Here is a 26,694-nt window from a genome sequence, read left to right as displayed (position 1 = left end):
TTCCTAAATTTATGGGAGTCATATCATGCATCCTTCTGCCCTGTTTGCCCCTTGGGGCGTCAATGACATCAACGAGTTGCTCAGCCCGCAACCCCTTCGCCTGGAAATGGGTCTGACCCGCAGCATCGACGGCCTGCTGACGGTCGCCATCCGCACCGATCTGCACGGCTGCAAGGGGCGCATGCTGGATTGGTGGTTCACCTTCTTCGAGACGACCCAGCACATCAGGTGGTGGCACCCCCACGACCACGTCGAGCACCGGGGCTGGGATCATCACTGGAAAAAAGGGGAGCGCTTCGTGGGAGCCAGCATAGAGGCGGTGGAGTGGCTTGCCGAGCTGCCGCCGGTGGCAGCTCGCCTCAAGTTCCACGGTGCCGAAGAGGTGTTCGCCCCGCAATCGCTACACGAGGCGCGGGAGACGCAAGCTCTCTCTGCCGCCATCTGCGCCCGTATCGGCTTTGGCGACGAGGTAGCTCTGGATGACAACGGGGCGCCGCTGGATGGCGAGATGTTGCACCTGGCGCGCGATACCCCATACGGCTGTGTGCTGCGCAGCCGCTTCCTGCTGGGCAAGGCCTGCGCCAACCCGTTTGACGAGGTGCCGGACGAGATAGGCTTCAACCTGATGCGCCACTGCTACAGCGAATTCAGCTATCTGGCGCAGTTTCTGCCGTCGCTCTACTACGCGGAAAACGGTCGTGAGCCGGCACCGAGGCTCTGGTGACGGATGCCGAACGAGTGCGCAGGCCCGCTGCCGGATGGAGATGAGCCGCGGAAGATGGTCATAAAAAAACCGGGCACTGGGCCCGGTTTGTCATGCAGTCAGGATGTGCTTACTGGAGCACCAGTACCATCAGCAGACCGACGGTGATGGCGGACACCAGGAAGGCGAAGCCATAGAACACATAGTGGTGCAGCTTGGTGGTGTGGATCCCCAGATCATGCAGGCCGTGGTAAATGCGGTGCATGCCGTGCCAGACGGGCAGGGCGATGATCACCAGCAGGATGCAGGCACCCCACCAGGAGCTGGCGAATGCCAGCACGCGCTCGTAGCTCATGGTCTCCACGTCCATGATGCCCATGGGCACCAGCAGACCTGTGATGAGGACAATGACCGGCAGCAGCATGGCAACCACCATGCCACCCGCACCAAACAGACCCCAGTAAATTGGCTCGTCAGAACGTCTCATATTTTTTCCTCAAATCATGATTGAGTGATCGTGGCCAACGTTTCTGAGTGAGAGCCCGGTACCAAACAGACACCAATAACCGGGTTCGTCAGAACGTCTTATGGTTTTCTCCTCAGGCCACGATGATCAGGACAAGCAGGGATACCGCCGCCAGCGCCACATACTGGGCGATGACGATCGGCTTCTCCGGCACCAGGTCTTCGCCACGGAAGATGCGCATGGCTTTCGGTGCCAGTGCGAACCAGGTCTTGGCGTGGAACAGGCAGGCTGCCAGGGCGATGACGTGGAACAGGATGGCAATGGGGCTTTGCAGGGATTCCAGCCAGCCGTTGAATGCCTCCTGACCCTGTACCAGGCGCAGCAGACCCCACATCAGCACGACGGCGTAGATGGAGACGAAGATGCTGGTGCCTTCGCGGATCATGTAACCGGTGTAGAAGGCATTCTTCAGCCACCAGTCTTTTTTCATCTCGCGCACGTAAGGCTTACGTTTGCTCTCAGTGTTGTTCATGGTCTCACTCCTGGTCTCAATCCGGCTTGAACATGGCGATCATGTAGTCCTTGGCGCTCTCGACCTTGCCAAGCTGGATGGCGGCGGCCGGATCCACGCCCTTCGGGCACACTTCGGAGCAGTAGCCCACGAAGGTACAGCCCCAGACGCCCTCGTCCTGGCTGATGATCTTCATCCGCTCCCTGGATGCGCTATCGCGGTTGTCGGCGTTGTAGCGATAGGCCAGCGCCAGTGCTGCCGGACCGGTGAACTTCTTGTTGATGCCATATTGCGGGCAGGCCGCGTAGCACAGACCGCAGTTGATGCACATGGAGAACTGGTGATACTTCGCCATGTCAGCCGGGGTCTGGGTGTACTCGCCATCGCACAGGCTGCGCGGCTCGGACGGGATGATGTAGGGCTTGATGCTCTCCAGCTTCTCGATGAAGTCGGACATGTCGACCACCAGATCGCGCTCGATGGGGAAGTTGTTGAGCGGTTCGATAGTCATCTTGCCCGGCAGGTAATCCCGCAGGAAGGTCTTGCAACCGAGTTTCGGAATGCCGTTGACCATCATGCCGCAGGAGCCGCAGATCGCCATCCGGCAGGACCAGCGGAAGCTCAAGGTGGAGTCCAGATGATCCTTGATGTATTGCAGCGCATCCAGCAGGGACATCTCTTTGAGGTAGGGCACCTGGAAGGTCTGCATCCAGGGCTCGTTATCCTGCTCGGGACGGTAGCGCAGGATTTCAATTTCGATCATCTCAGCCATTCTTCTTAGCCTCGTCTTGTTTCTCACCCTCGGAACCGTACACGCGCTTGGCCGGTTGGGATTTAGTGATCTTCACATCGGAATAGTCGATGGTCGGGGCCCCTTCGCCGTTGTAGAAGGAGAGAGTGTGCTTGAGGAAGTTGACGTCATCGCGCTCCTCGTAACCGTCCAGACGCTGGTGGGAACCGCGGGACTCTTTGCGGTTGATGGCGGAGTGCGCCATGGCTTCCGCCACGTCCAGCATGTAGCCCAGCTCGATGGCGTACAGCAGGTCGGTGTTGAAGACCGAGGACTTGTCGTTGATCTTGATCTTCTTGTAACGGGCTTTCAGCTCGTTGATCTTGTCGATGGTGCCCTGCATCAGCTCTTCGGTACGGTAGATACCGACACCGGCTTCCATGGACATGCCCAGTTCGTTGCGGATATCCGCCGGGTTTTCGGTGCCGTCAATGTCGAGCAGGGAGAGGTGCTGCTTGATGAGCGCCTCGGCCTTGGCGACCAGCGCCTGGGTGTTGCCGTGTTGCTGGGTGGCGGCAAACTCGGCTGCCTGCTCACCGGCCACCTTGCCGAAGACCACGATCTCGGACAGGGAGTTGGAACCCAGACGGTTGGCGCCGTGCAGACCGACGGAGGCACATTCGCCAGCGGCATAGAGACCGGCCAGACGAGTGGCGCACTTGCCGTCGGTTTCGATGCCACCCATGGTGTAGTGGGCGGTCGGACGTACTGGAATCGGCTCTTTCACCGGATCCACACCCACATAGGCCTTGGCCAGTTCGCAGATGAAGGGCAGACGCTCTTTCAGGTACTTCTCGCCAAGGTGGCGCAGGTCGAGGTGAACCACGTCGCCCATGGGGCCCTGGATCACGCGGCCTTTTTGCTGCTCCTGCCAGAAGGCCTGGGAGAGACGGTCGCGCGGACCCAGCTCCATGTGCTTGTTCTTTGGCTGGCCGACCGGGGTTTCCGGGCCCAGACCGTAATCTTGCAGGTAGCGATAGCCATCCTTGTTGAGCAGGATGCCACCCTCACCACGACAACCTTCGGTCATCAGGATGCCGGTGCCCGGCAGACCGGTCGGGTGATACTGGACGAACTCCATGTCCCGCAGCGGTACGCCGTGGCGGTAGGCCAGGGCCATGCCGTCCCCGGTGACGATGCCACCGTTGGTGTTGTAGCGATAGACACGACCTGCGCCGCCGGTGGCCAGCACCACGGACTTGGCCTGGATGAAGCGGGTGATGCCGTTCTGGATGTCAAAGGTGACGACACCCTGGACACGGCCATCTTCCACGATGAGATCCAGACAGAAGTGCTCGTCGAAGCGCTTGATGGTCGGGTACTTGATGGAGGTCTGGAACAGGGTGTGCAGGATGTGGAAGCCGGACTTGTCGGCGGCGAACCAGGTGCGGGGGATCTTCATCCCGCCGAAACGGCGCACGTTGGCCTTGCCGTCCGGTTTGCGGCTCCAGGGGCAACCCCAGTGCTCCAGCTGGATCATCTCGTTGGTGGCGTTGTTGACGAAGTACTCGACTACGTCCTGCTCACACAACCAGTCACCACCGGAGACGGTGTCGTTGAAGTGGTTTTCCAGGGAGTCGTCATCACGGACGACGCCTGCGGCGCCACCTTCGGCGGCCACTGTGTGGCTGCGCATCGGATAGACCTTGGAAATCAGGGCGATTTCCAGCTCCGGGTGGGCTTCTGCAATGGCGATTGCGGCACGCAGGCCACCGCCACCGGCACCGATGATGGCAACATCGGTCTTGATAATATCCACATCTGCCTCCTTAGGGATAGATTTGCTGGGCACGATTTTGCTCTATGAAAAAAATTCAGGCTTGATGCAAGTCAAACTGCTTTGTTTTAGTGCTTGGCAACGGTGATTTTTATTACAACCACCCCATTCCTTGGATGAAAATGCCGTCATTATCGCCATCCATCAGTGATCTGGATCAGCCGTACTCGCTACTCTGGTGATTTTAACTCCAAGATTATACGTAGTTTTCTTTCAAAAAAATGAGAAATGCCTCTCTTTTTGGGTATTACCCATAAAGTTTTTAAGTTTTTTATCAAAACAGTTTAATGATAACTATTATCACGATGACATATCGAGGTTAGGCATCAAAAAAGTAATGCGAATATAGCCATGACAGACTGGGCCCGTCTCCCACACATGGGCAAAAGGAGATGTCGATCACAGGGTTGAGGGTCTCGAAAGGGGATTATAACCGTTGAAACAAAAAGGGTTTATAAAAAAAGGGGCCTGAACGGCCCCTTTCTTCCCATGGTCGATCAGATACGGAACATGCCGACCTGATTATTCAATTCACCTGAAATATTTTTAAGCTGGGCCGACAGATTGCGGGAGCTGTCCGCATCCACTGCCAGCTCGTCCGAGACATCCTTGACCGCCTGGATGTTGCGGCTCACCTCGTCGGTGACGGCACGCTGTTCCTCGGCGGCGCTGGAGATCTGGGTCGCCATGTCGGAGATCTGGTTGATGGAGGTGGTGATCTGCTCCAGGGCCTGGGTCGCATCGTTGGCATCTTCCACGCTGTTCTGGGCCAGCAGCTGACCCTCGTGCATGGTACTGACGGCGCCCTGGGTGTTGCGCTGCAGGGTCTCGATCATGCTGCGGATCTCGACGGTGGAGCTATGGGTGCGCTGGGAAAGCACCCGCACCTCGTCGGCCACCACGGCAAAGCCGCGTCCCTGCTCGCCAGCCCGGGCGGCCTCGATGGCGGCGTTGAGCGCCAACAGGTTGGTCTGCTCGGCGATGCCCTGGATGGTGGAGAGGATGGTGTTGATCTCCTGGGCGTTCTTCTCCAGTTCCTGAATGATGCCGGAGGCCTGCTTGACCTGGGTGGCGAGATCCGTGATGGAGCGCTGGTTGCGGGCAATCACCTGCTTGCCGTGCTCGCAACTGCTGGAGGAGCTGCGGGCCGCTTCCGCGGTCTGCTCGGCGTTGCTGGCTACTTCGACGGCGGTGGCGGACATCTCGTGCACTGCGGTCGCAATCTGGGAGATCTCGTTTTGCTGGCGGGCCAGCCCCTGGTTGGATTTCTCCGCCATGTCGTGGGAAGACCTGGCCTGCTGGTTGAGCTGGGTGGAGGAGTTGGAGATGTCCTGCACCATGACGTGGATGCGCTCGATGAAGGTGTTGACGTGCTTGGCGACGGTACCGACCTCATCTTCACGCTCGATCTTGATGCGACGGGTGAGATCGCCGTTGCCGCGGGAGAGATCGGCAATTGCCTCGCCCAGGGTTTTCAGCGGCGCCAGGGAGCCGTTGATGGCGACATAGGAGAAGCCCGCCACGATGAGGATGGTCAGCAATCCCTGAATGAGGGCGGAGGTGACCATGCGGGAGACGGACTGGTAGGCGACCGCTTCGTCCACCACGATGCCGAAATACCAGTTGGTGTTGGGGATCTCGGTGAGGTCGAATACGCTCGCCTTGCCGCTGATATCCATCTCGGAGATGGTGTTGTCATGGGCCAGCTCGTTGACCTTGGCTGCCGTCAGTTCCGGGGAGATGGCGGTGGTGGGTTTGAGGGTCAGATCCTTGTCCGGGTGGGCGATGATGGTGCCGTTGCTGTCCACCAGAATGGCATAGGTGCCTTCCGAGTTCATGGCGAGCACGTCTTTCACCAGGCCGTCGATGGAGACGTCACCGGCGATGACGCCGTCGGTGTTGCCGCGACTGAAGGGCTCGGCGATGGTGATGATGAGCTGGCCGGTGGTGATGTCGGCATAGGGGGCCGTGATGGCGAGCTTGCCGGCGGCCATGGCGTCCTTGTACCAGGGGCGCTGGCGCGGATCATAGCCAGCCGGCAGATCGGTCGGCTTGCTCTGGATCATCCGGCCATCCTTGGTGCCCACGTAGACGAGATCGAAGTTGCCCGCATTCATGGACTGGGCCAGGTGGCTGAGGGGCTCGTCTTCCTTGGCGAAGGCTTCCTTGGTGGCGGTGACGAGATTGATGCGGGCGTCGAGCCAGCGGGAGATCCCCTTGACGTTGGCGACCGAGCTGTCGTCGATGAAGCTCCAGATCAGCCGCTGTGTTTCACTGCGCAACTGGGAGGTGTTGTACCAGACCTGCAGGCCGGTGATGACCAGAATGATGGCCCCGATGGAGAGGACCAGCTTGTTCTTGATGGATAGGTTCATGTTTACATCCTTGTGAGCGTCAGTCAGAGATCCATGGTGTTTGTTATTGTTATGAGCCAACTCTGTATCGGCTGGCTATGGACTTTATGTATCCCGGTGCACCGCATTTTTTCAATTCTTTTCACCTCCTTGTGGCCTGCCAGGCCGCGCCGATACTCAGCTGAATCGATCTGGCCGGTTGGTGAAGATGCCATCGACACCCATGCTGGCGAGGGCGCTCCCATCACTCACTTCGTCGACTGTATAGACCAGGATCTTGAGCCCCCGGCGATGGGCATCCGCCACCAGGGTCTCGTCGACGAAATCCACGTCGCAGTTCAGTGACCAGGCCCCCAGCGTCTCGGCGAAGGCGGCGCCGTCGAGGGGCAGGCTGGCGGTCAGGGCGCCGATCCTGATTTCCGGTCGCAGTCCCTTGAAGCGTAACAGCTCGGGATGATGAAAGGAGGAAACGATCCAGTGCGCCTGGGTAAAGCCAAGCTCGGCCTCGGCCCGCCTGGTCAGGGCGGCCACCGGCTCGGCGGTGTGGGCGCCCTTTAGCTCGATGTGCAGTTCGCAGCGCCCCGCCACCAGTGCCATCACCTGCCACAGGGTCGGGATCCGCTCCCCGTCCCCCGCATCCAGGCTCGCCAGGTACTCCCGGGATTGCCCGGTCAGCACACCCTGGCCGTTGGTGCAGCGCTCCAGCCGCCGGTCGTGGAAGACCCAGAGCTCTCCGTCGGCCCACTGCACGTCCAGTTCGATGGCTTTGGCACCCAGATCCAGCGCCAGGCTCATCGCCTTGAGGGTATTCTCCGGGGCCAGGCCGCTGGCACCGCGATGGGCAATGATCTGCATGATGGCTCCTGTTGTCGTCTTTGGGGGCTTCATCCCCGGCTCATCCGGATGTCGATCTGCTGATGTGGCAGATGCATGCCGACCTGGCCGAGTTTCTCCAGGATCAGGGAATGCACCTCGTGTGTAATGGGCATCCGGTGATCCATGTTGTTGACGTAGAGCCGGATCTCGTAGATGAGGGCCGAGTCGGTGAACTCGATGAGGAACACCTCCGGGGCGGGCGTATCCAGCACCAGGGTGGATTCGCGCACGCTCTGCTCCAGCAGTTGCTGTACCTGCTTGGGATTCTGGGTCAGGCCGATGCGAATGCGCAAGCGGACCCGGGTGATGGCATCGGACAGGGACCAGTTGATGAACTGCTCGGTGATGAAGGCCTTGTTGGGGACGATGATCTCCTTCCTGTCCCAGTCCACTATGGTGGTGGCGCGCGTCTTGATCTTGGTGACGGTGCCGGTGAGATCCCGGATGGTGACGGTGTCACCCAGGCGGATCGGTTTTTCGAACAGGATGATGAGGCCGGAGACGAAGTTGGCGAAGATCTCCTGCAAGCCGAAGCCCAGCCCCACGGAGAGTGCCGCCACCAGCCACTGGGTCTTGGACCAGTCGATGCCGAGCATGGAGAAGCCGGTGAGGGCGCCAATCAGCAGCACCAGGTACTTGCTCACCGTGGTGAGGGCGAAGCCGGTGCCGGGGGAGAGGCTCAGGTGCTGGAGCAGGGTGAGCTCCATCAACCCGGGCAGGTTGCGGGCGGTGACCACCGTCAGGATGAAGGCGAAGACAGTCAGCATCAGATCCTGCAGGGTGATGGCGGAGAGCTGCTCGATGCCGGCCACCTTGCTGCTTACCTGCCACACCTCGATGCTGCTGAGGAAGCTGAATGCCGAGTTGAGATCCGACCATTGCACCACCACCAGCATGGTGAAGCCCAGCATCAGCAGGGTGCGCACCAGGCCGAGGGACTGGGCGCTGATGGTATCCAGATCCAGTTCGGGCTCCTCCACCACATCGGGGATCTCGGAGCTGAGATCGTCCTCTTCCCGCTCCCGCTGCGCCAGGATCTCGGCCCGCTTCTGCTTGGCGCGATCGAAGGCGAGTCGGCGGCGCTGGATCAGCATCCAGCGGTGAGCCAGATAGTAGACGAGCAGGCAGCCGAGCCCCGCCAGCAGGCTCAGCTCCAGCTGGCGCAGCAGGGTGCGGGAGGTATAGAAGTAGCCGAACAGGGCGCCCAGCACCGCCAGCAGCGGGGCCAGCATCAGGCTGTTCCAGATGAAGTGGTGCAGCAGATGGGGCTTGGTCATGTCTGCCTGACCCCAGGTGAGGGGCAGTTTTTCCCGGTTGAGGCGGGCAAAGAAGAGCAGCAGCCAGAGGGCCCCGATGATGAAGGCGAGGCGCCCCAGGGAGTCGTAGAAGGCGTGCTCCTGATAGCTGCTCGCCATGCCCTGTACGAAGAAGCTCGGGATCAGCACCAGCAGCAGGGTACGAAATTGTCCCCATACTCGCTGCACCCGCTCCTTTTGCCAGCGGAAGTGGAGGATGAGGATCCCCTTCTCCAGGGTGAGGTGGCGCGCCACCAGCAGGGCCAGCAGCAGGAACCAGATTTCACCCAGGCCCCGGGCCACCGCCACCGCGAAGGGATATTGCCAGGCGCCGTCCAGCAGGCCATGCACCATGAGCACCATGGCGGGTAGCGGCAGGGCGGCGAGCACGGAGCGCACCAGCAACCGGCTGGTGAGGCTGAACTTGTCCTGGGTTACCTTGCCGATGCGCGGGGCAATGTACTGGCTGTATTGAATGAGGTGGCGGGCCAGTTTCAGCCAGCACCAGGCCAGCCCCAGCAGCCCGAGGCCAGCCAGGGTCAGGCTCAGGGGGTTGTTCTCGGCGATGGCCCTGGGCAGTTGCAGCCAGTTGGCCGGGTTGAAGGCAAGGCCGAGGGCGGCCGGGACGCCGAGCAGCACCGCCGGGCTCAGGGGGCGCACGTCCGGCATCCAGAACAGATGGCTGGCACTGAGTTCGCGGATCTCGTCGATCTTGCTGTTCTGGCGGCTGTAGAGCAGCTTGAGGCGGGTCTGCTCCTGAATGAGGGTGTCGGAGGCATCGTTGAGCCGGGTCAGCAGTTGCCGTCTCGCCTTGAGCAGGTTGTCCAGCACGGCGCGCTGGGCCCTGTCCAGGGTGATGCCGTCTCCACTGAGCAGGCTGTTGCGCAGTTGTACCGGATCCTTCAGGGCATCCTGCTCGGTCTCGTACTGGTATTTGGCCATGCGCGCCTTGACGATGGCGGACTCCAGCCGCTCCAGCGGGAAGTAGGCGGGCAGATCGGCCAGCTTGCTGCGCAGGTTCTCGCCGTAGGCGTTGCTTATCTGCAACCACTCCAGCTGTTCGCGCACCGAATTGACCAGCTCGTTGAGCCCGGAGAGGGAGGTGTCCACCCCCCGTTGCTCGTCCTGCACCCGTTCAATCTGGTCCTCGAGGGCCCCCAGTTGCAGGGAGAGGGCCTGGTTTTGCTGCTGTTGCTCCTGCAAGAGGGGGAGGTCAGAGGTGAGCTGGCGGCGCAGGCGTTCGCTCTCGGCCAGGGCCTGCTCGGTCTTGTCCCGGCGCAGCTGGTTCTGCTGGGCAAGCAGACTGGTCTGCCACTCATCCTCGTCGGTGATGGCGAGGTTGAGCTCCTGCAGCTTGAGCTTGCCCAGATCGTTGCGCTGCTGGGCGGAGAGCTGCTCCAGCTCCAGCATCTGGATCCGGTCGGAGAGGCTCTGCTCTTTGAGTCGGGTGGCCAGTTGCTGGGCCTCCTGCAACCTGTCCGACTCGTTGCTGAAGCTCAGGCGATCGAGCAGGGAGCGGGTCTGGAGCAACTGCTTGCGCAACTCGTCGACCCGCAGGTGATACTCCTGGCCCGTGCTCTCAAGCTGGTTGAGGCTGTCGGTCACCGCCTGACGCTCCTTGCGCAGGTTGAGCTGGCGGTTGCTGCTCAGGCTGATGGCCTGGCGCAGGGCATCCTCCTTGAGGGAGGAGAGGGACGGGCGAGACTGGGGCTGATAGTTGTGCAGCCCCTCCTTGAGACGGGCGGACTCCTTGGGGTAGTCGATGAGGATCTGCTGGTAGGCCTTGCCCTGTTCCCGGTAGCGCTGGGCATCCCGGGCATATTGCAGCGCCTGCTGGTAGCTCTCCCGCAGTTGCTGGTTTTCCGGGGTATCCGTCTTGGGGATGCTTTGCAGCAGCTCCTCTACCTGAGTGATGGCATCATCAGCCTGGACAGCGGAGAAGGGGAACAGGCTGAGACAGAGCATCAGACAGAGCAGGCGTTGCAACATGGCGCACGTTTCCGTTCAGGAGAAGTCGCCCTAGCCTAAAGCAGGGGCCGGGGCGGGTAAAGCCCTCAAGATGAATGATCCACGGCACAAATAACGGGTGATCCGGGTCTTGTTTGGCTATTATTCTGGCCGTTCCCCTTCATTGAGCAATTTATGTCCTCCGTCGATCTGGGCACGGCCCCCCTTTCCCGCCTCTTCTTGCGTTACGTCACCCCCACGGTGGCCGCCATGCTGGTCACCGGCATCTATGTCACCATAGACGGCATCTTCGTCGGCCATATCCTGGGCCAGGACGGGCTGGCCGGCATGATGCTGGCGTACCCCATCTGCGCCGTGCTCTACGCGGTGGGTGCCCTGATCGGCATGGGATCCTCGTCGCTGGCCTCCTTCTATCTGGGCAAGGGGGAGCAGGCCAGGGCGCGCCACATCGTCGGCAATGCCCTGGTGATGGTGCTCATCGCCTCCGCGCTGCTCGCCTTCATTGGCATTCGTTACGGCAAGGCCATGCTTGTCTGGATGGGGGCGCAGGGGGTCATCTTCGACGCAGGCTTTGCCTATCTGAAGTGGTACGCCTGGCTCGGGGTGTTCGCGGTGCTCTCCATGGCCTTTACCGCCCTGCTGCGCAACGACGGGCGACCCGGCCTCACCACCTGGATCCTGGTGGGGGGCGGCGTGCTCAACGTGCTGCTCGACTACCTGCTGATGGCGGTGATCCCCTGGGGGCTGGCGGGGGCCGCCATCGCGACCATGCTCTCCCAGGCGGTCACCGGGGGCCTGTGCCTGTGGCACTTCTTCACCCCCCGCAGCCAGTTGCGCATTCGCTGGGATACCCTGGTGCCCGACTGGCGGCTGATGGGGGAGACGCTGCGACTCGGGGTGTCGAGTTTTCTGATGTACCTCTACCTCTCGGTGGTGCTGGCGCTGCACAACAAGGCGCTGTTGTCGGTTGGCAGCTCCCTGCACGTGGCCGCCTACGGCGTCATCAGCTACAGCGAGGCCTTCTTCTATCTCATCTTCGAGGGGATCGCCATGGGCATCCAGCCCATCGCCAGCTTCAATGCCGGGGCGGGCAACTGGGCACGGGTGCTGCGGGTGCGCAACCTGGCGCTGGGGGTGACCCTGGGGGTGGCGCTGTGCGGCATGATACCGCTCTATGTCTGGCCCGAGGGGGTGGTCTATCTGTTTGCGGGGGACAACGCGGCCCTGTTGCCGGTGGCGACCCTCGGGATCTGGCTCTACTTCTGGGGGCTGCCGATGGAAGGCTTGCTGCTGGTGGGGGCCACCTATTTCCAGGCCATCAACCGGGCCCGCATCGCTTCCCTGCTCACCGGCGGCAAGCTGGTGCTGATCGGCGGTTTCCTGTGGGGCTTCTCCTCCCTGTGGGGAGTGGCCGGTGTCTGGCTGGCGCTGCCCACTTGCAGCACTCTGCTGGTCCTGGTGATGTGGCGGGCGATGAACAGGGAGGGGCGCCAGCACAGCGCTGCCTGAGATGTGGTCATGCGTCCATGAAAAAGGCAGCCTCGGCTGCCTTTTTCATTTTGAGTGCCCCTGCCTGTGGGCGGCAGGTCGCCGGCCTCAGGGCTTGAAGGCGCCGATAAAGATGGCGGGGTCGACGCGGGCGTCGTTGAGGCTGACGTTCCAGTGCATGTGGGGACCGGTGGCGCGGCCGGTGGCGCCGACCCGGCCGACGATGCCGCTGCGGGGCAGGCTCTGGCCCAGTTTCACGTCCACCTTCGACATGTGACAGAACATGCTGATGAGGCCCTGGCCGTGGTCGACGAACACCGTATTGCCGTTGAAGAAGTAGTTGCCGATGAGGATGACCTTGCCAGCGGCTGGTGCCTTGATGGGAGTGCCGGCTCCGACCGCGAAGTCGAGGCCGGAGTGGGGGTTGCGCTCCTCGCCGTTGAAGAAGCGGCGCAGCCCGAAGGGACTGGAGAGCGGGCCCTGGACCGGCTTGTCAAACAGCAGGTTGCTCGGCTGAGCCGGGCTGAAGGTCTGGTAGGCGCGGGTCTGTTCGGCAAGCTCCCGGTTGATGCGGGTCATGTCTTCGGCCAGCGGATTGACCTGGCGGCTGTTCTTGAGCTTGATGTGCTGCTCACGGTAGTGCTTGGTGCCGACTGTGAAACTCAAGGTGCGGCCATCGCTGGTGGTTACCTGATGGGGGCCGGGCGCGCTCTTGAGCGGGATGCCGACGATGGCAATCCACGTCTTCCCGTCTTCCTGTACCACCAGCACAGGCTTGTCCTGATAGCGCACTGCGGGCGCCTTGGCCCCGCTTCCCAGTGGTACCACGGCCACGCCCCCCGGCACCGGGTGGTTGAGCAGGCGGCTGATAAACCCCGGTTCGGCGTGAAGCGCAGGGCTGCCGAGCAGCAGGAGAAGAAAGAAGAGGCGGCGCATGATGGCTCCATCGGATCAGGGGGAAAGCAAGAGGGGGGAGATGATGCCACATTCTGGCGGTGCTGTCCGTCAACCGTGGCCGATAAACTCATCGGCTGCGGCCCAGAAGGACGCAACGGACACGCCATTGCAGCGAGGTGAATGCTCTGGTTGCGGGGATCCGCTTTCCCTTCGACCTTGCCAGCCTGAGCAGGGGGCCGCTGCGCTACCGCATCTTGGGGGCGCTCGCGAGCGACAACCGTTTCATCACCACCAGCCTGGTCGGGGTCGGGGTGGGCATGGCCGGACAGGGGCCCTGACCCCTATTCCATTCGATACCGCCATCGCGGTACCCTACTCGGCGGCGACCCAGGTCACCGACTGCAAGATGAGGCTCTCCCCGACCCGGCTGCCGGGCCAGGTAGTACGCACCGGCCCCTACACCGGCACCATCATGGTCACGGTGAGCGTGCCCTGAGGAGACGCCGCTTCGCCCCTATTTTTCGACGAGGTCAATGATGAACAGTGACAGGGCCCTGCGCCACGAACCCAAACGCCATGGCATAGGACAGGGCTGGATCTGGATCCGCACCGGATTCGACATCTTCAACAAGGGGATGGGTGCCAGCGTGGCCATGATAGTGCTCTGGTTTGTGGTGGGCATCGTGCTGGATCAGCTGCCGGCGGGGGGCTTGATCTCCCAGTTGCTCTACATGGTGTGGGGGGCTGGCTGGGTGGCGGTGGCGCGGCGGGGTCACCATGGCGAGGCGCTGCAATTTGGCGACTTCTTTGCCGGTTTCCGCCATCGGTTGACCCCCTTGATGCTGGGGGGCCTGATGGTGCTCGGCCTCATCATGGGGATCCTGATGATCTGCGTATTCCTGCTGCACCAGTGGGGACTCACCGGCCTGTTGTCCGCGGATCCGGGCTCCCTGGCGCTGACCCCGGAGCAGGCACAGGGCTTCCTCGTCTGTGCCCTGGTGGGATTGGCACTGTTCGTTCCCGTGCTGATGGCCATCACCTTCGCCCCCGCCCTTATCCTCTTCCATCAGGTCGGGGTCTGGCAGGCAGCCCGGCTCAGCTTCAAGGGATGTCTGCGCAACATGTGGCCCTTCCTCTGGTGGGGGCTGCTCGGGGCCGTGCTGATCTTCTTTGGCGCACTCCTGATGCTGGTGGGCCTGCTGGTGGTGCTGCCTGCCATCAACTACTCAATCTATGCCGCCTATCACGACATCTATCTGGAGGATCAGGAGGCCGAGGAGGGAGAGACCCCGGTCAAGGCATTCGGTTTCGAAGCCTGACCGGGCACAGGATGGAGCAAAGAGGGGCCGCGAGGCCCCTTTTTTGTGCGGCTCGCAGGGATCAGAGTGAGGGAGGGGCTTCCTGCCACAGGGGATCGTCCGCCATCCGCTCCACGAGAAAGTCGAGGAAGCTGCGTAGCAGGGGGGACATCTGTTTGCGGGTGCCATAAACGGCATAGACGCCGAGGCGCTTGGGCTGCCACGGGGTGAGCAGGGGGACCAGGGCGCCGCTTGCCAGATGGGGGTGAACCGAGTAGGCGGGTTGCAGGCTGATCCCCGCCCCGTCCAGGGTGGCGGCCAGCAGCAGGTTGGAGATGTTGGCGCTGAGGTTGCCGCTCACCGGGACGGATTCGGGGCCATCGGGCCCCAGAAACTCCCACAGGCTCTTGCCGAAATAGGTGTAGGTGAGGCAGTTGTGCAGTGCCAGATCCTGCACCTGCTGCGGCGGAGCATGGCGGGCCAGGTAGGCGGGGCTGGCGCACACCACCGAGTGGCAGGTGCCGAGCCTGCGGGCCACCAGGTTGGGATCGAGGTCGTTGGTGATGCGCAGGGCGAGATCGATTCGCTCCTCCACCAGATTGACTGTCCGGTCCAGCAGCAGGATGTCGATCGCCGTGCCGGGGTAACGGGCCAGGTAGTCGTTCGCCGCCCCGACCAGCAGGGCTTCGGAGAGAGAGTAGCTGCAGGTGATGCGCAGTTGCCCCTTGGGGGCCTCGTCATGGCGGATGGCCAGGTGTTCCATCTCTTCCCCCAGGGCCAGCATGGCTCTGGCCCGGTTCAGCGCCTCTTCTCCCGGCCCGGTCAGGCTCAGCCGGCGGGTGGTGCGGTGCAGCAATCTGGCCCCCATCCAGCGTTCCAGCTCGGCCAGGTAGCGCGACACCATGGCGCGGGACATCTCCAGTTTCTCCCCGGCGCCGCTCAGGCTGCCCTGTTCCACCACGCAGACGAAGACCCGCAATGCGGTCAGCCTATCCATCTTGTGCCCCTATATGCTCGATTTGTGCAACAGTGATGCGCCCATTATGCGGTATTTGTATCGATGGTGATGCAATAAACTGCGCTCATTCCATTAATCCACACCGATGAGCGTTATCTGATGAACAACACACTGCGTACCCTGACCCTGACCAGCCTCCTGATGACGGGTTCCGCCCTGGCGGCCCCCCTGACCGTGACCGTCTACAACCCCGGCGAGAAGGCCATCTTCCCCGTCTCCTCCTCACTGGTAACCGGTGACAAAGAGGCCATCCTGATCGATGCCCAGTTCGATGTGCAACATGGTCAGGCGCTGGTGGACATGATCAAGAAGAGCGGCAAGAAGCTGACCACTGTCTATATCAGTGCCGGTGACCCCGACTTCTACTTCGGTCTGGAACCCGTCATGGCGGCGTTCCCGGATGTCAAAGTGCTGGCCGACCAGCATGTGGTCGACCATATCAAGCAGACCAAGGATGCCAAGCTGAGCTACTGGGGCCCGATCCTGGGCAAGGATGCACCCAAGAGCCTGAGCGTGCCGCAAGTGATGACGGCCAGCCACCTGACGCTGGATGGCGAGAAGATTGAAATCAAAGAGATGAACACCCCGAATGCCTACCTCTGGGCCCCTTCCATCAAGACGGCCTTTGGCGGTGTGCCGGTCTACAGCGGCGTGCATGTCTGGATGGCGGACAGCCAGTCCAAGGCCGCTCGCAGCAACTGGGTCAAGGCGCTGAACAATCTGCTGGCGCTGAAACCCGAGCGTGTGGTGCCGGGTCACTTCCTGGGGACTGCGCCCAAGGGTACCGAAGCCGTGGCCTTCACCCGTGACTACGTGCAGCGCTTTGAGCAGGAGCTGGCCAAGACCAAGCACTCCGGCCAGCTGATTGAAGCGCTGAAGAAGGCTTACCCCTCCCTGCCGGTCGATGATGGCCTGGCCATCGGTGCCAAGGTCAATACCGGCGAGATGAAGTGGTAACTCCCTGACGCCTACATCCCTGTGTTTTTTTCCGGGCCCGAGGGCCCGGTTTTTTATCCAGCATTGAAGCGAGAATGATGATGAACGAAGCGCAAACAACCCTCCATTATGTCTATGACCCCCTCTGTGGTTGGTGCTATGGCGCCGCCCCCCTGCTGAAAGCCGCTGCCGAGATCCCGGGCCTTCGCATCGAACTGCATGGGGGGGGCCTCTGGATGGGCGCCAGGCGCCAGGCCATGGGACAGCCCCTGCGGGACTATGTGCGCCCCCATGACGAGCGCATCCATGCCCTCACCGGACAGCGCTTTGGTGAGCGCTACTTCAACGAGCTCCTGCTCAACGAGTCACTGCTCCTCGACTCCGAGCCGCCCATTCGCGCAGTGCTGGCGGTGAGCGAGCTTGGCGGCGACGGCCTTGCCTTGTTGCACCGCATCCAGGAGACCCACTACCGGGATGGGGAATGGGTCGGTTCCCCGACACGGCTGGCAACGCTCGCGCGGGAGCAGGGGCTGACACCGGAGGCATTCGCCCTGGCCTTTGGTCGGGTCGATCTTGTGGGCCATCTGGCCACAAGCCAGGCGTGGCTGCGCCGGCTCGGCGGGCAGGGGTTCCCGACCCTGGGATTGATGCAAGGGGAGCGCGTCGTTGCGCTGCCTGTCTCCTCCTATCTGGGAGAGCCATCGGCGTTCGCGGATCACATTGCCTCCCTGATGGGGTGAGTTTCTCGCCCATCGCCTGTGGCTTGTCAAAGGAGAGGGAGAGGGCAGACCCGTCTGCGCGCCTCCCTTGTCCCCCGCACCGTTCTTGTGCATGCTATCGGCCTCATTGAACGGCAGGATGCAGTACCTATGAACCTTCGCGATCTCGAATATCTGGTAGCGCTGGAAGAGGAGAAACACTTTCGCAAGGCCGCGGAGCGCTGCTTTGTCAGCCAGCCGACCCTGAGTGGCCAGCTGCGCAAGCTGGAAGATGAACTGGGGGTGATCCTCATCGAGCGCACCTCCCGCAAGGTGTTGTTTACCCCGGCCGGCGATGCCATGGCCCGTCAGGCGCGCAAGGTGCTCAAAGAGGCGCGAGAGCTCAAGAGCATAGGCCAGCACTTCGCCGAGCCCATGTCCGGCGAGATCCACATCGGTTTCATTCCCACCGTGGGCCCCTACCTGCTGCCCCACATCATCCAGGATCTGCGTGAACACTTCCCCAAGCTGGAGTTCTACCTCTACGAAGATCAGACCCAGGTGCTGCTCAAGCGACTGGAGGAGGGGGAGCTGGATTGCCTCGTGCTGGCGGAGCTGGAAGGGATGGAGGGGTTTGGCGCCATCCCCCTCTATCAGGAGCCCATGTGGCTGGCCGTGCCCCAGCATCACCCGGAGGCGAGCGCCAAGGCGGTGCCCCTGCACAATCTTAAGGGCAAGAAATTGCTGATGCTGGCCGACGGTCACTGCCTGCGGGATCAGGCGATGGGTTTCTGTTTTGCCGCGGGCATCGGTGAGGATCAGCGCTTCAAGGGCACCAGTCTGGAGACCTTGCGCAACATGGTCGCTGCTGGCAGCGGCATGACGCTGGTGCCCAGGCTCGCCGTGCCCGCCAACCCGGAGGAGGGGGGCGTCAGCTATCGCCCGGTGATCAACCCCGTGCCGGGGCGCACCATCTCCCTGCTCTATCGTCACTACTCGGTGCGCCGCCCCTGCTTCAATGAGCTGGCGGCCCGCATCTCGAGTCTGATGAAAGCCCTGCTGGGCTGACGCAGCCCGCTCGTCATCCCGAAACAAAAACCGGCGCCTGTGCGCCGGTTTTGTTGTTTCCAGGGGGACCTAGAAGATGTCGTCGGTGGAGACGGGACCGTCTGTGGTCGCATCGTCACCGCCATACACCTGGTTGCCATCGGAGATCTGGCTCGCGTAGCGGGTGGGCTCTGTGCCCTCTTTGAAGAACTCCTCCGTGGTACTGCCATCGGCGCGATTGGTCAGCAGACCGGTTTCACGATCGATGCGGACCTGCATGATCCCTTCGGGGACCGGCATCTTGCGTTCGGGCACCTGGTGCAGAGCCGTCTTCATGAAGTCAATCCAGATGGGCTGGGCGGCACCGCCGCCAAACTCGGCCCGGCCCAGACCGCGCTGGTGGTTGTCAAAACCGATCCAGGAGGTGGCCACCAGATTCGGGGTATAACCGGAGAACCAGGCATCCCGGGATTCGTTGGTGGTCCCCGTCTTGCCCGAGATGTCGTGACGCTTGAGGTCACGGGCTGCCCGCCAGCCGGTACCACGCCAGCCATTGCCACCCCAGATGGCGGTGGTCAGGGTGTCGGTGATGAGGAAGGCGCTCTGGGCACTGATGGTCTGCGGTGCCATGTTGTTGGGCACGACAGGATCGATGGGGCACTGGGCCTTCCAGTCTGCCGTGGTATTGGCATAGGCATCCGCGCTGTCGAGACCGGCGGCGGCCAGCACGCCGCAGTCGCGGCAGGCGGCGGCCGGGTTGGCCTCGAACAGGGGGGTGCCGAAGCTGTCGGTCACCTCGGTGATGAAGTAGGGGGTGACCTGGAAGCCGCCATTGGCCAGCACCGAGTAGCCGCGCACCACTTCCAGCGGGGTAAACTCCGCCGCACCCAGCGCCAGGGATTCGTTGGCGGAAATGTGATCACGGGCGAAGCCGAAGCGGGTCAGGCCGTCGATATAGGTATCCAGCCCGATGGCGCGCATCAGCCGGACCGACATCACGTTCTTGGACTTGGCAAGACCGAGGCGCAAGGTGGTCGGCCCTTCATAGATGGCGGGCGAGTTCTTGGGCTGCCACATGGGGCCCTTGGCAGGATCCCACTGGTTGATCGGTGCATCGTTGATGAGGGACGCCAGGGTATAGCCCTGCTCCAGCGCGGTGGCATAGAGGAAAGGCTTGATGTTGGAGCCGACCTGACGACGGGCCTGATCGACCCGGTTGAACTTGGAGAGCTCGAAGCTGAAGCCGCCGACCAGGGCCTCGATGGCGCCGTCTTGCGGGTTCATGGCCACCAGGGCAGCGTTGACGTCGGGGATCTGGGAGAGCAGCAACTCTTCCCCTTTCTCCCTGACCCAGATCTGGGCGCCGACTTTGAGTACATCCCGCGCCGATTTCGGGGCAAAACCCTGGCGATCGTCGGTGATGAAGGCGCGTGCCCACTTGATACCATTCCAGCCCAGTTCGGCCTGTTTGCCATTCTTGAGCACCAGGGTGGCGCTCTTGTCGCCGAGCTGGGTGACCACGGCGGCCATCAGGGGCTGATAGGTCGGCTGCTTGGCCAGATGGGCCATGATCTGCTCGTAGTCCCAGGCCGTTTCACCGGCTTTCCACAGCAAGGCGGTCGGGCCACGGTAGCCGTGGCGGGTGTCGTAGTCGAAGACACCATCCAGCAGCGCCTGATGGGCGGCGCGCTGACGCTTGGCGGTGACGGTGGTGTAGACGTGCAGTCCCATGGTGTAGGCATCTTCACCAAACTGCTCCACCATCTTCTGGCGTACCATCTCGCTCAGATAGGGGGCGTTCAGCGTAGTTTCGGCACCGTGAAAACGGGCCTTGACCGGCATCTTGGAGGCTTCGTCATACTGGGCCTGGGTGATCTTACCGGTTTCCAGCATGCGACCCAGTACCACGTTGCGGCGAGCGAAGGCGCGCTCCGGGGAGCGGATCGGGTTCAGCATGGAGGGGGCCTTGGGGAGACCCGCGATGATGGCGATCTCGTCCAGGGTCAGATCCTTGACCTCCTTGCCGAAGTAGACCTGGGCGGCCGCGCCGACCCCGAATGCCCGGTAGCCGAGGGGGATCTTGTTGAGATAGAGGGTGAGGATCTCGTCCTTGGAGAGGTTCTGCTCGATACGCCAGGCGAGGAACACTTCCTTGATCTTGCGTACAAGAGTCTTCTCGTTGCTCAGGAAGAAGTTGCGGGCCACCTGCTGGGTAATGGTACTGGCGCCCTGACGCGCCTGGCCGGAGACGGCCCAGACGGTGGCGGCACGGATGATGCCGATGGGGTCTATGCCCGGGTGCTCATAGAAGCGGGCATCTTCGGTGGCGAGTACGGCATCGATCATGGACTGGGGAATTTCGTCCAGCCGCAGGGGGATGCGACGAATTTCGCCAAACTGGGAGATCAATTCCCCGTCCCGGCTGTAGACCTTCATGGGGGTAGCCAGTTTGACATCGCGCAGGGCGCTGACGTCCGGCAACTGGGGCTTGATGTAGAAGTAGATGCCGATGAGGCTGGCAACGCCCAGCACAGCACCCAGCATCATGACAATAAACAGGCGAACGAGCCATTTCAGCATGGAAGAACTACCAATCGTCTTAAAATTAGCCAACGGGCGCAGAGTATAGCCTTTTTACCCTCGCGGATTCGAGGTTTTCCTGTCCGCAAACAGGCGACCCCGAGAAGAGGCGGGAGGGTAGCACTCCAGGGCACAATTACCAAGGGGGCCGCAATCAAGGCCGAAAGGAGAGGGGCGTCAACTTTTGACACAAACTTTATGACATTGATAGATAGAGCATTATATTGAGTTAAGCCGTCACATCATGACGCGCTGTCCTACAATAAGTCCGAAAACCCAATAACGCATGGATGTGTATATGTTTGGGCTATTAAGTAAGGGATCCCTCGTCTCCATGGCGGGCATTGATTTTGGCAGTCAAACCATCAAGGCCGTCACCATCAGCGGACGTCCCGGCAAGGTGCACCTCGGTTCGGTTGCCGAGATCCCCATGCCAAGAGGAACGCTGGTCGACTATCAACTTCAGGACATTGAACGGGTCAGTCAGTCCCTCAAGTCGCTCAAGCGGCTCGTGCAGGGGGATTGCCAGAACGTGGCCACGGCCGTGACCGGTTCCAATGTCATCACCAAGATCATTCAGGTCGATACCAACATCAACGAGAGCGAGCTGGAGAACCAGGTTCACCTGGAGGCTGAGCAGCTCATCCCCTTTCCCCTCGATGAAGTGAGCCTGGATTTTGAAATCCTCGGCATGGCGGGCGACAACGGGCGTCAGGAGGTCCTGCTCAGTGCCGCACGGACCGAGAGCGTCAGTGGTCGGGTCAGTGCCCTGACGGAGGCAGGCATGACGACCATGGTGGTGGATGTGGGGGCCCATGCGCTCGGACGCGCCGTGCTGGCCTGCCTGCCCGACCTGCAAACCTCGGAGAAACCGGTTGGCATCGTCGACATCGGTGCCAGCGCCCTGACTTTCGCCGCCCTGCTACGGGGCCAGGTCATCTATTCCCGGTTGCAGAATTTTGGTGGTGATCAATACAGCCAGGCATTGGCCTCTTTTTACAGCATGAGTATGGAAGAGGCGGAACTGGCCAAGCTCCAGGGCTCCCTGCCTGCGGATCATGAGGTGGATGTCCTGTTGCCTCACCTCAGCACCCTGGTGTTGCAGATACGGCGCAACGTGCAGCTGTTTTGCAGCTCTTCGGGGAACAAGGAGCTCTCCAGGCTGGTGCTGACCGGAGGAGGGAGCCTGCTGCCGGGGCTGGCCGGACAAATCGGCAGCGAGCTCAACTGCGAGGTGCTGCATCCCGATCCCTTTGCACTCTTTGGCAAGCCGCAGGGAGAGGGAGGGCTGGCTCATGGGGCCAAGTACATGACGGCGCTCGGGCTGGCACTGAGGAGCTTCACACCATGTCAAATATAAACCTTCTGCCCTGGCGGCAGGCTCGGGCGCAGCGTCAGAAGAAACAATTCGGCATCCTGTTCGGTCTGTTCCTGGCGGGGACGGCAGCCATCGCCTTTGCCGCAGACTGGCTGGTTCAGCAGCAGATCGGTTACCAGCAGCAGCGCAATCAGCGGTTGCAGCAGGAGATGGCAACCCTGGACACCCAGCTTGGGGAGATCAGGCTCCTGAAGGAACGGCGCAAGGAGTTGATTGACCGCATGCAACTCATCGAGCAGTTGCAGATGCGCCGCAACATCCCTGTGCGTCTGTTCAATCAGCTGCCGGTGCTGGTCCCCAATGGGGTGTATCTTGATAGCCTTGCCTTGCAAAACAACAAGATAGACGTGAAGGGAAAGACCGAAGCCTATGGCAGGGTTGCCAGCATGATGCGCCGAATCGACGGTTCCGGCTGGCTGACACAATCCCAGCTCAGCACCATTTTCACGGCCGAGGTGGCCCCCATCGCCCTGAGCCAGTTCTCCATGATGTTCCAGATTGCCACGGCGCTACCCAACGTGGCTAAGGGGCAAAAATGAACCTGCAACAACTCAACGACCTGGATCTCAATGACATTGCCCGCTGGCCGCCGATCGCCAAGGGCATCTTTGTCTTCTTCTGCTGTGCTCTGCTTGGCGGGGCACTCTATTACTACGTGATTGCCAATTCCCTGGCGGCCCTGGGTCGTGAAGCCGCAAAAGAGACCGAGCTCAAGGGACAATTCGAGAGCAAGGCCATGCTGGCCGCGAACCTGGAAGCATACAGAAAGCAGATGGTCCAGCTGGAACATCTGGTCGACACCCAGCTCAAGCAGCTGCCCAACACCCACGAAGTCGCCGGTTTGCTGGATGACATCAGCTTCATTGCCACCGATAACGGTTTGACATTGAACAGGATCAACTGGGAGCCAGAGGTGAAACACGAGTTCTCCACCGAGCTGCCCATGCGCATCGAGGTCGTGGGCACCTATCACGAACTTGGCAAGTTCACGGCGGACATGGCTGCTTTGCCGCGCATCGTGATCCTGGATTCTTTCCAGCTCAGCCAGGGGAAGGGGGGTGAGCTGATCGGTATGTCCATGCAGGCCAAGACCTACAAGTACAACGGCAAAACCGTGGAGAAAAAGCCATGAGCATGAGAGCGGGCGTACTTCTCTTGTCGGCGCTGCTGTTGACGGCCTGTGGGGGACAGGAGGACATGGATGAGTATGTCAAACAGACCAAGGCCAGAAAGCCGGTACCGATCGAATCTTTGCCGGAGATAAAGCCCTTCTCGCCCATGGTCTATCAACGCAGCGATCAGCGCAGTCCGTTCATTGCACCCCAGCCGGAAACCAGTTCCAGGCTGGATGCCAAGGCCAAGCCGGACTGTGCCCAGATAGTGGCCAATCGGGAAAAGGAGGTGCTGGAACGCTACTCGCTTGCCAGCCTGAGCATGAAAGGCTCCATCGGCAAGCAGGGGCAGTTGTGGGCATTGATCAAAACCCCGGACGGGCAAGCCGTGCGCGTCGGGCTCAACCAGCACATGGGGCTGGATCAGGGCAGGGTCATCAAGATAACGAACACGCATGTTGACTTGATGGAGACGGTACCGGATGGCAAAGGATGCTGGGTCACCCGAGAAACCCAGCTGGCCATGGCCAATCTCGACGCAAAACTATGATCAGGGATGAGCAGAGATGAGAACAACAATAAGAAGGATGACCGGTGTGGCGCTGCTGTGGCTGGGCGGATGCACTCAGGTGTGGGCAGTACCCGCGTTGCAGGAGGTCAAGGTGAATCCCCTGCTGGCCGATCAACTCCTGCTGGAGCTCAGCTTCAGCGAACCGGTCAGCGGTTTTACGGACAGGTTGACCTATGAACCCAATCAGCTTCTGCTGCACGTACCCGGGGCCATCGGTGCCCTGACGGTCAATCCCCTGCCCATCAAGCAGCAAGGGGTGAACAATCTCCTGGTGGAGGGGAAGGGGCAGGGGCTCGACATCAAGATCGCCCTCGATCAGCTCACCCCCTATCAGGTCCATCAGCAGGGCAATAAATTGCTGGTGGCGCTGGGAGACAAGGCCGGGCAGCCGGTTGCCTCCTCGGCGGCGCCTGTTGCAGCCAGCCAGTCTGCGCTCGTCAGAAGCCAGCCGGTGACCGAATCTGCGCTGATTGACACCCAGCGAGTTGCCCAGAACCAGTCCCAGTATCAGGCTCAGCCGGCCATGGCTTCCACATCTACCGTGGCTCCTTCGCCCGTTGCCCCCGGCAAGCCGGTGTTGTCCGTGTCTCAGGCAAACATGGGTGGCGCCTACTTCAACTCGGTCAAGGGCGTGGATTTTCGCCGTGGCAAGGAGGGGCAGGGGGAATTCCTCGTGACGCTGGACAACAGTTCGGCGGCGGTGGATGTCAGCAGCCGTGGTCAGAAAGTGCTGGCCAAGTTCCACGGTACCCGGGTGCCTGATGATCAGCTCAACCTCATCAATGTGCAGGACTTTGCTACCCCGGTCTCCCAGGTGGAGGTGTTCCGCCAGGGCAATGACACCCTGTTCGAGCTCTCGGTGAACGGCCAGTTTGACTACCGTTATGATCAGGCCGACAAGATGTTCATCATCGAGGTGAAAAAACGGGTGGCCACCACGGCGGCGAAGCAGTACCAAGGCAAGCCCATCTCATTGAACTTCCAGGATATTCCTGTTCGTACCGTGTTGCAGATCATCGCCGATTTCAACAATCTGAACCTGGTGACCACGGACTCGGTCTCCGGCAACATCACGCTGCGCCTCGATGGCGTGCCCTGGGAGCAGGCGCTGGACATCATCCTCAAGGTCAGAGGGCTGGACAAACGGCTGGACAACAACATCCTGCTGGTGGCGCCGGCGGACGAGATTGCCGCTCGCGAGAAACAGCAGATGGAGAGTCGTAACCAGGTGGCGGATCTCGCTCCCCTCTACACCGAGTATCTGCAGATCAACTATGCCAAGGCATCGGAAGTGGCGGCCCTGCTCTCCTCCGAGAGTACCAAGCTGCTCTCCCCCAGAGGGGCGGTCAGCGTGGATGAACGTACCAACGTGCTGGTGGTCAAGGACACGGCGGATGTCATCAGCAACGTCAAGCGGATGCTGGATATCCTCGATATCCCGGTCAAGCAGGTGGTGATCGAGGCGCGCATGGTGACCATTGATGATGGTTTCGATGAGGCACTGGGGGTGCGCTGGGGGGTGACCAAGACAGACGGTCATGGCAACGGCACCTCGGGCACCATAGAGGGTAATGATGGCGCCGGAAACAATGATGGCAGTTCCACCATCACTCGCCCCAACGTAGAAGACAGACTCAACGTCAACCTGCCGGTGACCAACGCGGCCGGCACGCTGGCGTTCCAGGTTGCCCGTCTTGCCAATGGCACCCTTTTGGATCTTGAGCTCTCGGCTCTGGAAAAAGAGAGCAAGGCCGAGATCATCGCCAGTCCGCGAGTCACCACGGCCAACCAGAAGCCGGCCCTGATCGAGCAGGGGACCGAGATCCCCTATGTGGAGTCCTCTTCGAGCGGGGCGACCTCGGTCACCTTTAAGAAGGCGGTACTGAGCCTCAAGGTCACGCCGCAGATCACCCCGGACAACAGGGTGATCCTGGACTTGACCGTGACTCAGGATACCAAGGGGGAAACCGTGCCGACCGGGACCGGGGATGCGGTGTCCATCAACGCCCAGTCCATCACCACCCAGGTGTTGGTCAACAACGGTGAAACTCTGGTGCTTGGCGGCATCTATCAACAGACCATCAAGAGCGATGTCAGCAAGGTGCCGCTGCTGGGGGATATCCCCGGGTTGGGCTATCTGTTCAAGAAAACCACCAGTGAAAACAAGAAGCGTGAACTGCTGATCTTCGTGACCCCGAGGATAGTGACCGACGCCCTCTGAAAACTTTACTTGTGAGAGTAAAACACATATAACCTTACGCCCCGATGAGGCTGGGGCGTAAGGGCTGCGGTTGCCAGTCCTGGTTTCTACTGAGATAATCCCCCTCCTGATCCAACGCAAGATAAGGTTCATAGGTACCCCGGTCGAGTGTTTACCGGGGCCATACAGTTTGTAATTACTAACGAAAAGACATGGCTGAGAAACGCAATATTTTCCTGATAGGTCCCATGGGTGCGGGCAAGAGCACCATAGGTAGACATCTGGCAGAACAACTGCACATGGAGTTTTTCGACTCAGATCATGAGATTGAGCGCCGCAGTGGTGCCGATATCGGCTGGGTGTTCGATGTTGAAGGCGAAGAAGGCTTCCGGATCCGCGAAGAGAAGGTGATCGGTGAGCTCGCCGAACAGCAGGGTATCGTGCTGGCAACGGGTGGCGGTGCCATCAAGAGCCGTGAAACCCGCAACAAACTCTCCGCACGCGGCATCGTGGTCTACCTCGAAACCACCATTGAAAAGCAATTGGCGCGAACCCAGAGAGACAAGCGTCGTCCCTTGCTGCAAACCGAAGAGCCGCCCCGTGAAGTGCTTGAGCGTCTTGCGCAAGAGCGCAACGCCCTGTACGAAGAGGTTGCCGATTTTGTCATCCAGACGGATGACCAGAGTGCCAAAGTTGTCGCTAATCAAATCGTCAAGTTGATTGGTATGTAA

At 61.1% G+C, this 26,694-nt stretch carries 23 protein-coding genes; 13 read left to right on the top strand and 10 right to left on the bottom strand.

Annotation, left to right across the window (positions count from 1 at the left end; genetic code table 11):
- Positions 1-25: 25 nt before the first annotated feature.
- Positions 26-724: a hydrolase gene (locus AB5Y50_RS19895; RefSeq protein ID WP_180911449.1), complete on the top strand. Its 699-nt coding sequence runs from the start codon at positions 26-28 to the stop codon at positions 722-724.
- Positions 725-833: 109 nt separating this feature from the next.
- On the opposite strand, the gene frdD is transcribed toward AB5Y50_RS19895, so the two are convergent.
- The 7 genes from frdD to mscM all read right to left on the bottom strand — a co-directional run bounded on the left by frdD (position 834) and on the right by mscM (position 10,761).
- Complete coding sequence (gene frdD, locus AB5Y50_RS19890) at positions 834-1,190, bottom strand: fumarate reductase subunit FrdD (protein WP_010673803.1); 357 nt, start codon at positions 1,188-1,190, stop codon at positions 834-836.
- Between the two features lie 112 nt (positions 1,191-1,302).
- The gene (locus AB5Y50_RS19885) at positions 1,303-1,701 is read right to left on the bottom strand and encodes a hypothetical protein (RefSeq protein WP_010673804.1); all 399 of its coding nucleotides are present in this window, start codon (positions 1,699-1,701) and stop codon (positions 1,303-1,305) included.
- Between the two features lie 16 nt (positions 1,702-1,717).
- The gene (locus tag AB5Y50_RS19880) at positions 1,718-2,452 is read right to left on the bottom strand and encodes a succinate dehydrogenase/fumarate reductase iron-sulfur subunit (protein WP_042065016.1); all 735 of its coding nucleotides are present in this window, start codon (positions 2,450-2,452) and stop codon (positions 1,718-1,720) included.
- On the bottom strand, positions 2,445-4,229 hold the full coding sequence (frdA, locus tag AB5Y50_RS19875) for a fumarate reductase (quinol) flavoprotein subunit (protein WP_010673806.1): 1,785 nt from the start codon (positions 4,227-4,229) through the stop codon (positions 2,445-2,447). The genes AB5Y50_RS19880 and frdA overlap by 8 nt, the downstream gene beginning before the upstream one ends.
- A 515-nt stretch (positions 4,230-4,744) precedes the next feature.
- Positions 4,745-6,622: a methyl-accepting chemotaxis protein gene (locus AB5Y50_RS19870; protein ID WP_180911450.1), complete on the bottom strand. Its 1,878-nt coding sequence runs from the start codon at positions 6,620-6,622 to the stop codon at positions 4,745-4,747.
- 156 nt (positions 6,623-6,778) lie between these two features.
- Positions 6,779-7,456, bottom strand: coding sequence for a glycerophosphodiester phosphodiesterase (locus AB5Y50_RS19865; protein WP_043156366.1), 678 nt, complete (start codon positions 7,454-7,456; stop codon positions 6,779-6,781).
- A 29-nt stretch (positions 7,457-7,485) separates the two neighbouring features.
- The gene (gene mscM / locus AB5Y50_RS19860) at positions 7,486-10,761 is read right to left on the bottom strand and encodes a miniconductance mechanosensitive channel MscM (protein WP_045525588.1); all 3,276 of its coding nucleotides are present in this window, start codon (positions 10,759-10,761) and stop codon (positions 7,486-7,488) included.
- A 153-nt stretch (positions 10,762-10,914) separates the two neighbouring features.
- On the opposite strand from mscM, the gene AB5Y50_RS19855 reads away from it, so the two are divergent.
- Positions 10,915-12,249, top strand: coding sequence for an MATE family efflux transporter (locus AB5Y50_RS19855; protein WP_180911451.1), 1,335 nt, complete (start codon positions 10,915-10,917; stop codon positions 12,247-12,249).
- 87 nt (positions 12,250-12,336) lie between these two features.
- Here AB5Y50_RS19855 and AB5Y50_RS19850 read toward each other — a convergent pair whose 3' ends face one another.
- Positions 12,337-13,164, bottom strand: a complete 828-nt coding sequence (locus tag AB5Y50_RS19850; protein WP_368163228.1) for a peptidoglycan DD-metalloendopeptidase family protein — start codon at positions 13,162-13,164, stop codon at positions 12,337-12,339.
- 137 nt (positions 13,165-13,301) lie between these two features.
- On the opposite strand from AB5Y50_RS19850, the gene AB5Y50_RS19845 reads away from it, so the two are divergent.
- Both AB5Y50_RS19845 and AB5Y50_RS19840 read left to right on the top strand, forming a co-directional pair.
- Entirely contained in the window at positions 13,302-13,463 is a 162-nt protein-coding gene (locus tag AB5Y50_RS19845; protein ID WP_180911452.1) for a hypothetical protein, read from the top strand.
- Positions 13,464-13,661: 198 nt separating this feature from the next.
- Positions 13,662-14,444, top strand: coding sequence for a BPSS1780 family membrane protein (locus tag AB5Y50_RS19840; RefSeq protein ID WP_045525644.1), 783 nt, complete (start codon positions 13,662-13,664; stop codon positions 14,442-14,444).
- A 61-nt stretch (positions 14,445-14,505) separates the two neighbouring features.
- On the opposite strand, the gene AB5Y50_RS19835 is transcribed toward AB5Y50_RS19840, so the two are convergent.
- Positions 14,506-15,420 carry a LysR family transcriptional regulator gene (locus tag AB5Y50_RS19835; protein ID WP_029314115.1) on the bottom strand — a complete coding sequence of 305 codons (915 nt, stop codon included), beginning with the start codon at positions 15,418-15,420 and terminating at the stop codon, positions 14,506-14,508.
- A gap of 120 nt (positions 15,421-15,540) precedes the next feature.
- Between AB5Y50_RS19835 and AB5Y50_RS19830 the strand changes: the two genes are divergently transcribed.
- From AB5Y50_RS19830 to oxyR, 3 genes are all read left to right on the top strand, one after another.
- The gene (locus AB5Y50_RS19830) at positions 15,541-16,398 is read left to right on the top strand and encodes a Vmh family MBL fold metallo-hydrolase (RefSeq protein ID WP_180911453.1); all 858 of its coding nucleotides are present in this window, start codon (positions 15,541-15,543) and stop codon (positions 16,396-16,398) included.
- A gap of 74 nt (positions 16,399-16,472) precedes the next feature.
- Positions 16,473-17,117: a DsbA family protein gene (locus AB5Y50_RS19825; RefSeq protein ID WP_180911454.1), complete on the top strand. Its 645-nt coding sequence runs from the start codon at positions 16,473-16,475 to the stop codon at positions 17,115-17,117.
- A gap of 129 nt (positions 17,118-17,246) precedes the next feature.
- Positions 17,247-18,143, top strand: coding sequence for a DNA-binding transcriptional regulator OxyR (gene oxyR / locus AB5Y50_RS19820; RefSeq protein ID WP_010673817.1), 897 nt, complete (start codon positions 17,247-17,249; stop codon positions 18,141-18,143).
- Between the two features lie 69 nt (positions 18,144-18,212).
- Here the strand turns inward: oxyR and AB5Y50_RS19815 are convergent, their stop codons facing one another.
- Entirely contained in the window at positions 18,213-20,702 is a 2,490-nt protein-coding gene (locus AB5Y50_RS19815) for a penicillin-binding protein 1A (RefSeq protein ID WP_039039577.1), read from the bottom strand.
- Positions 20,703-21,000: 298 nt separating this feature from the next.
- On the opposite strand from AB5Y50_RS19815, the gene tapM reads away from it, so the two are divergent.
- From tapM to aroK, 6 genes are all read left to right on the top strand, one after another.
- Positions 21,001-22,062 carry a PilM family type IVa pilus assembly protein TapM gene (tapM, locus tag AB5Y50_RS19810; RefSeq protein ID WP_322130171.1) on the top strand — a complete coding sequence of 354 codons (1,062 nt, stop codon included), beginning with the start codon at positions 21,001-21,003 and terminating at the stop codon, positions 22,060-22,062.
- Positions 22,050-22,619, top strand: coding sequence for a PilN family type IV pilus biogenesis protein TapN (tapN, locus tag AB5Y50_RS19805; protein WP_039039579.1), 570 nt, complete (start codon positions 22,050-22,052; stop codon positions 22,617-22,619). The genes tapM and tapN overlap by 13 nt, the downstream gene beginning before the upstream one ends.
- Positions 22,616-23,212 (top strand): PilO family type IV pilus biogenesis protein TapO, encoded by a 597-nt coding sequence (tapO, locus tag AB5Y50_RS19800; RefSeq protein WP_041212566.1) that lies wholly within the window; start codon positions 22,616-22,618, stop codon positions 23,210-23,212. Before tapN ends, tapO begins: the two co-directional genes overlap by 4 nt.
- Positions 23,213-23,214: 2 nt before the next feature.
- Positions 23,215-23,742, top strand: coding sequence for a pilus assembly protein PilP (locus tag AB5Y50_RS19795; protein WP_029314119.1), 528 nt, complete (start codon positions 23,215-23,217; stop codon positions 23,740-23,742).
- 16 nt (positions 23,743-23,758) lie between these two features.
- On the top strand, positions 23,759-25,984 hold the full coding sequence (locus AB5Y50_RS19790) for a type IV pilus secretin PilQ (protein ID WP_180911456.1): 2,226 nt from the start codon (positions 23,759-23,761) through the stop codon (positions 25,982-25,984).
- Between the two features lie 191 nt (positions 25,985-26,175).
- Complete coding sequence (gene aroK, locus AB5Y50_RS19785) at positions 26,176-26,694, top strand: shikimate kinase AroK (protein WP_010673824.1); 519 nt, start codon at positions 26,176-26,178, stop codon at positions 26,692-26,694.

It is taken from the genome of Aeromonas sp. s6 (assembly GCF_040907815.1).
Lineage (GTDB): Bacteria > Pseudomonadota > Gammaproteobacteria > Enterobacterales > Aeromonadaceae > Aeromonas > Aeromonas caviae.
The sequence above is the reverse complement of the archived record's forward strand: the minus strand, read 5'-3'. Positions and strand labels throughout refer to the sequence as shown.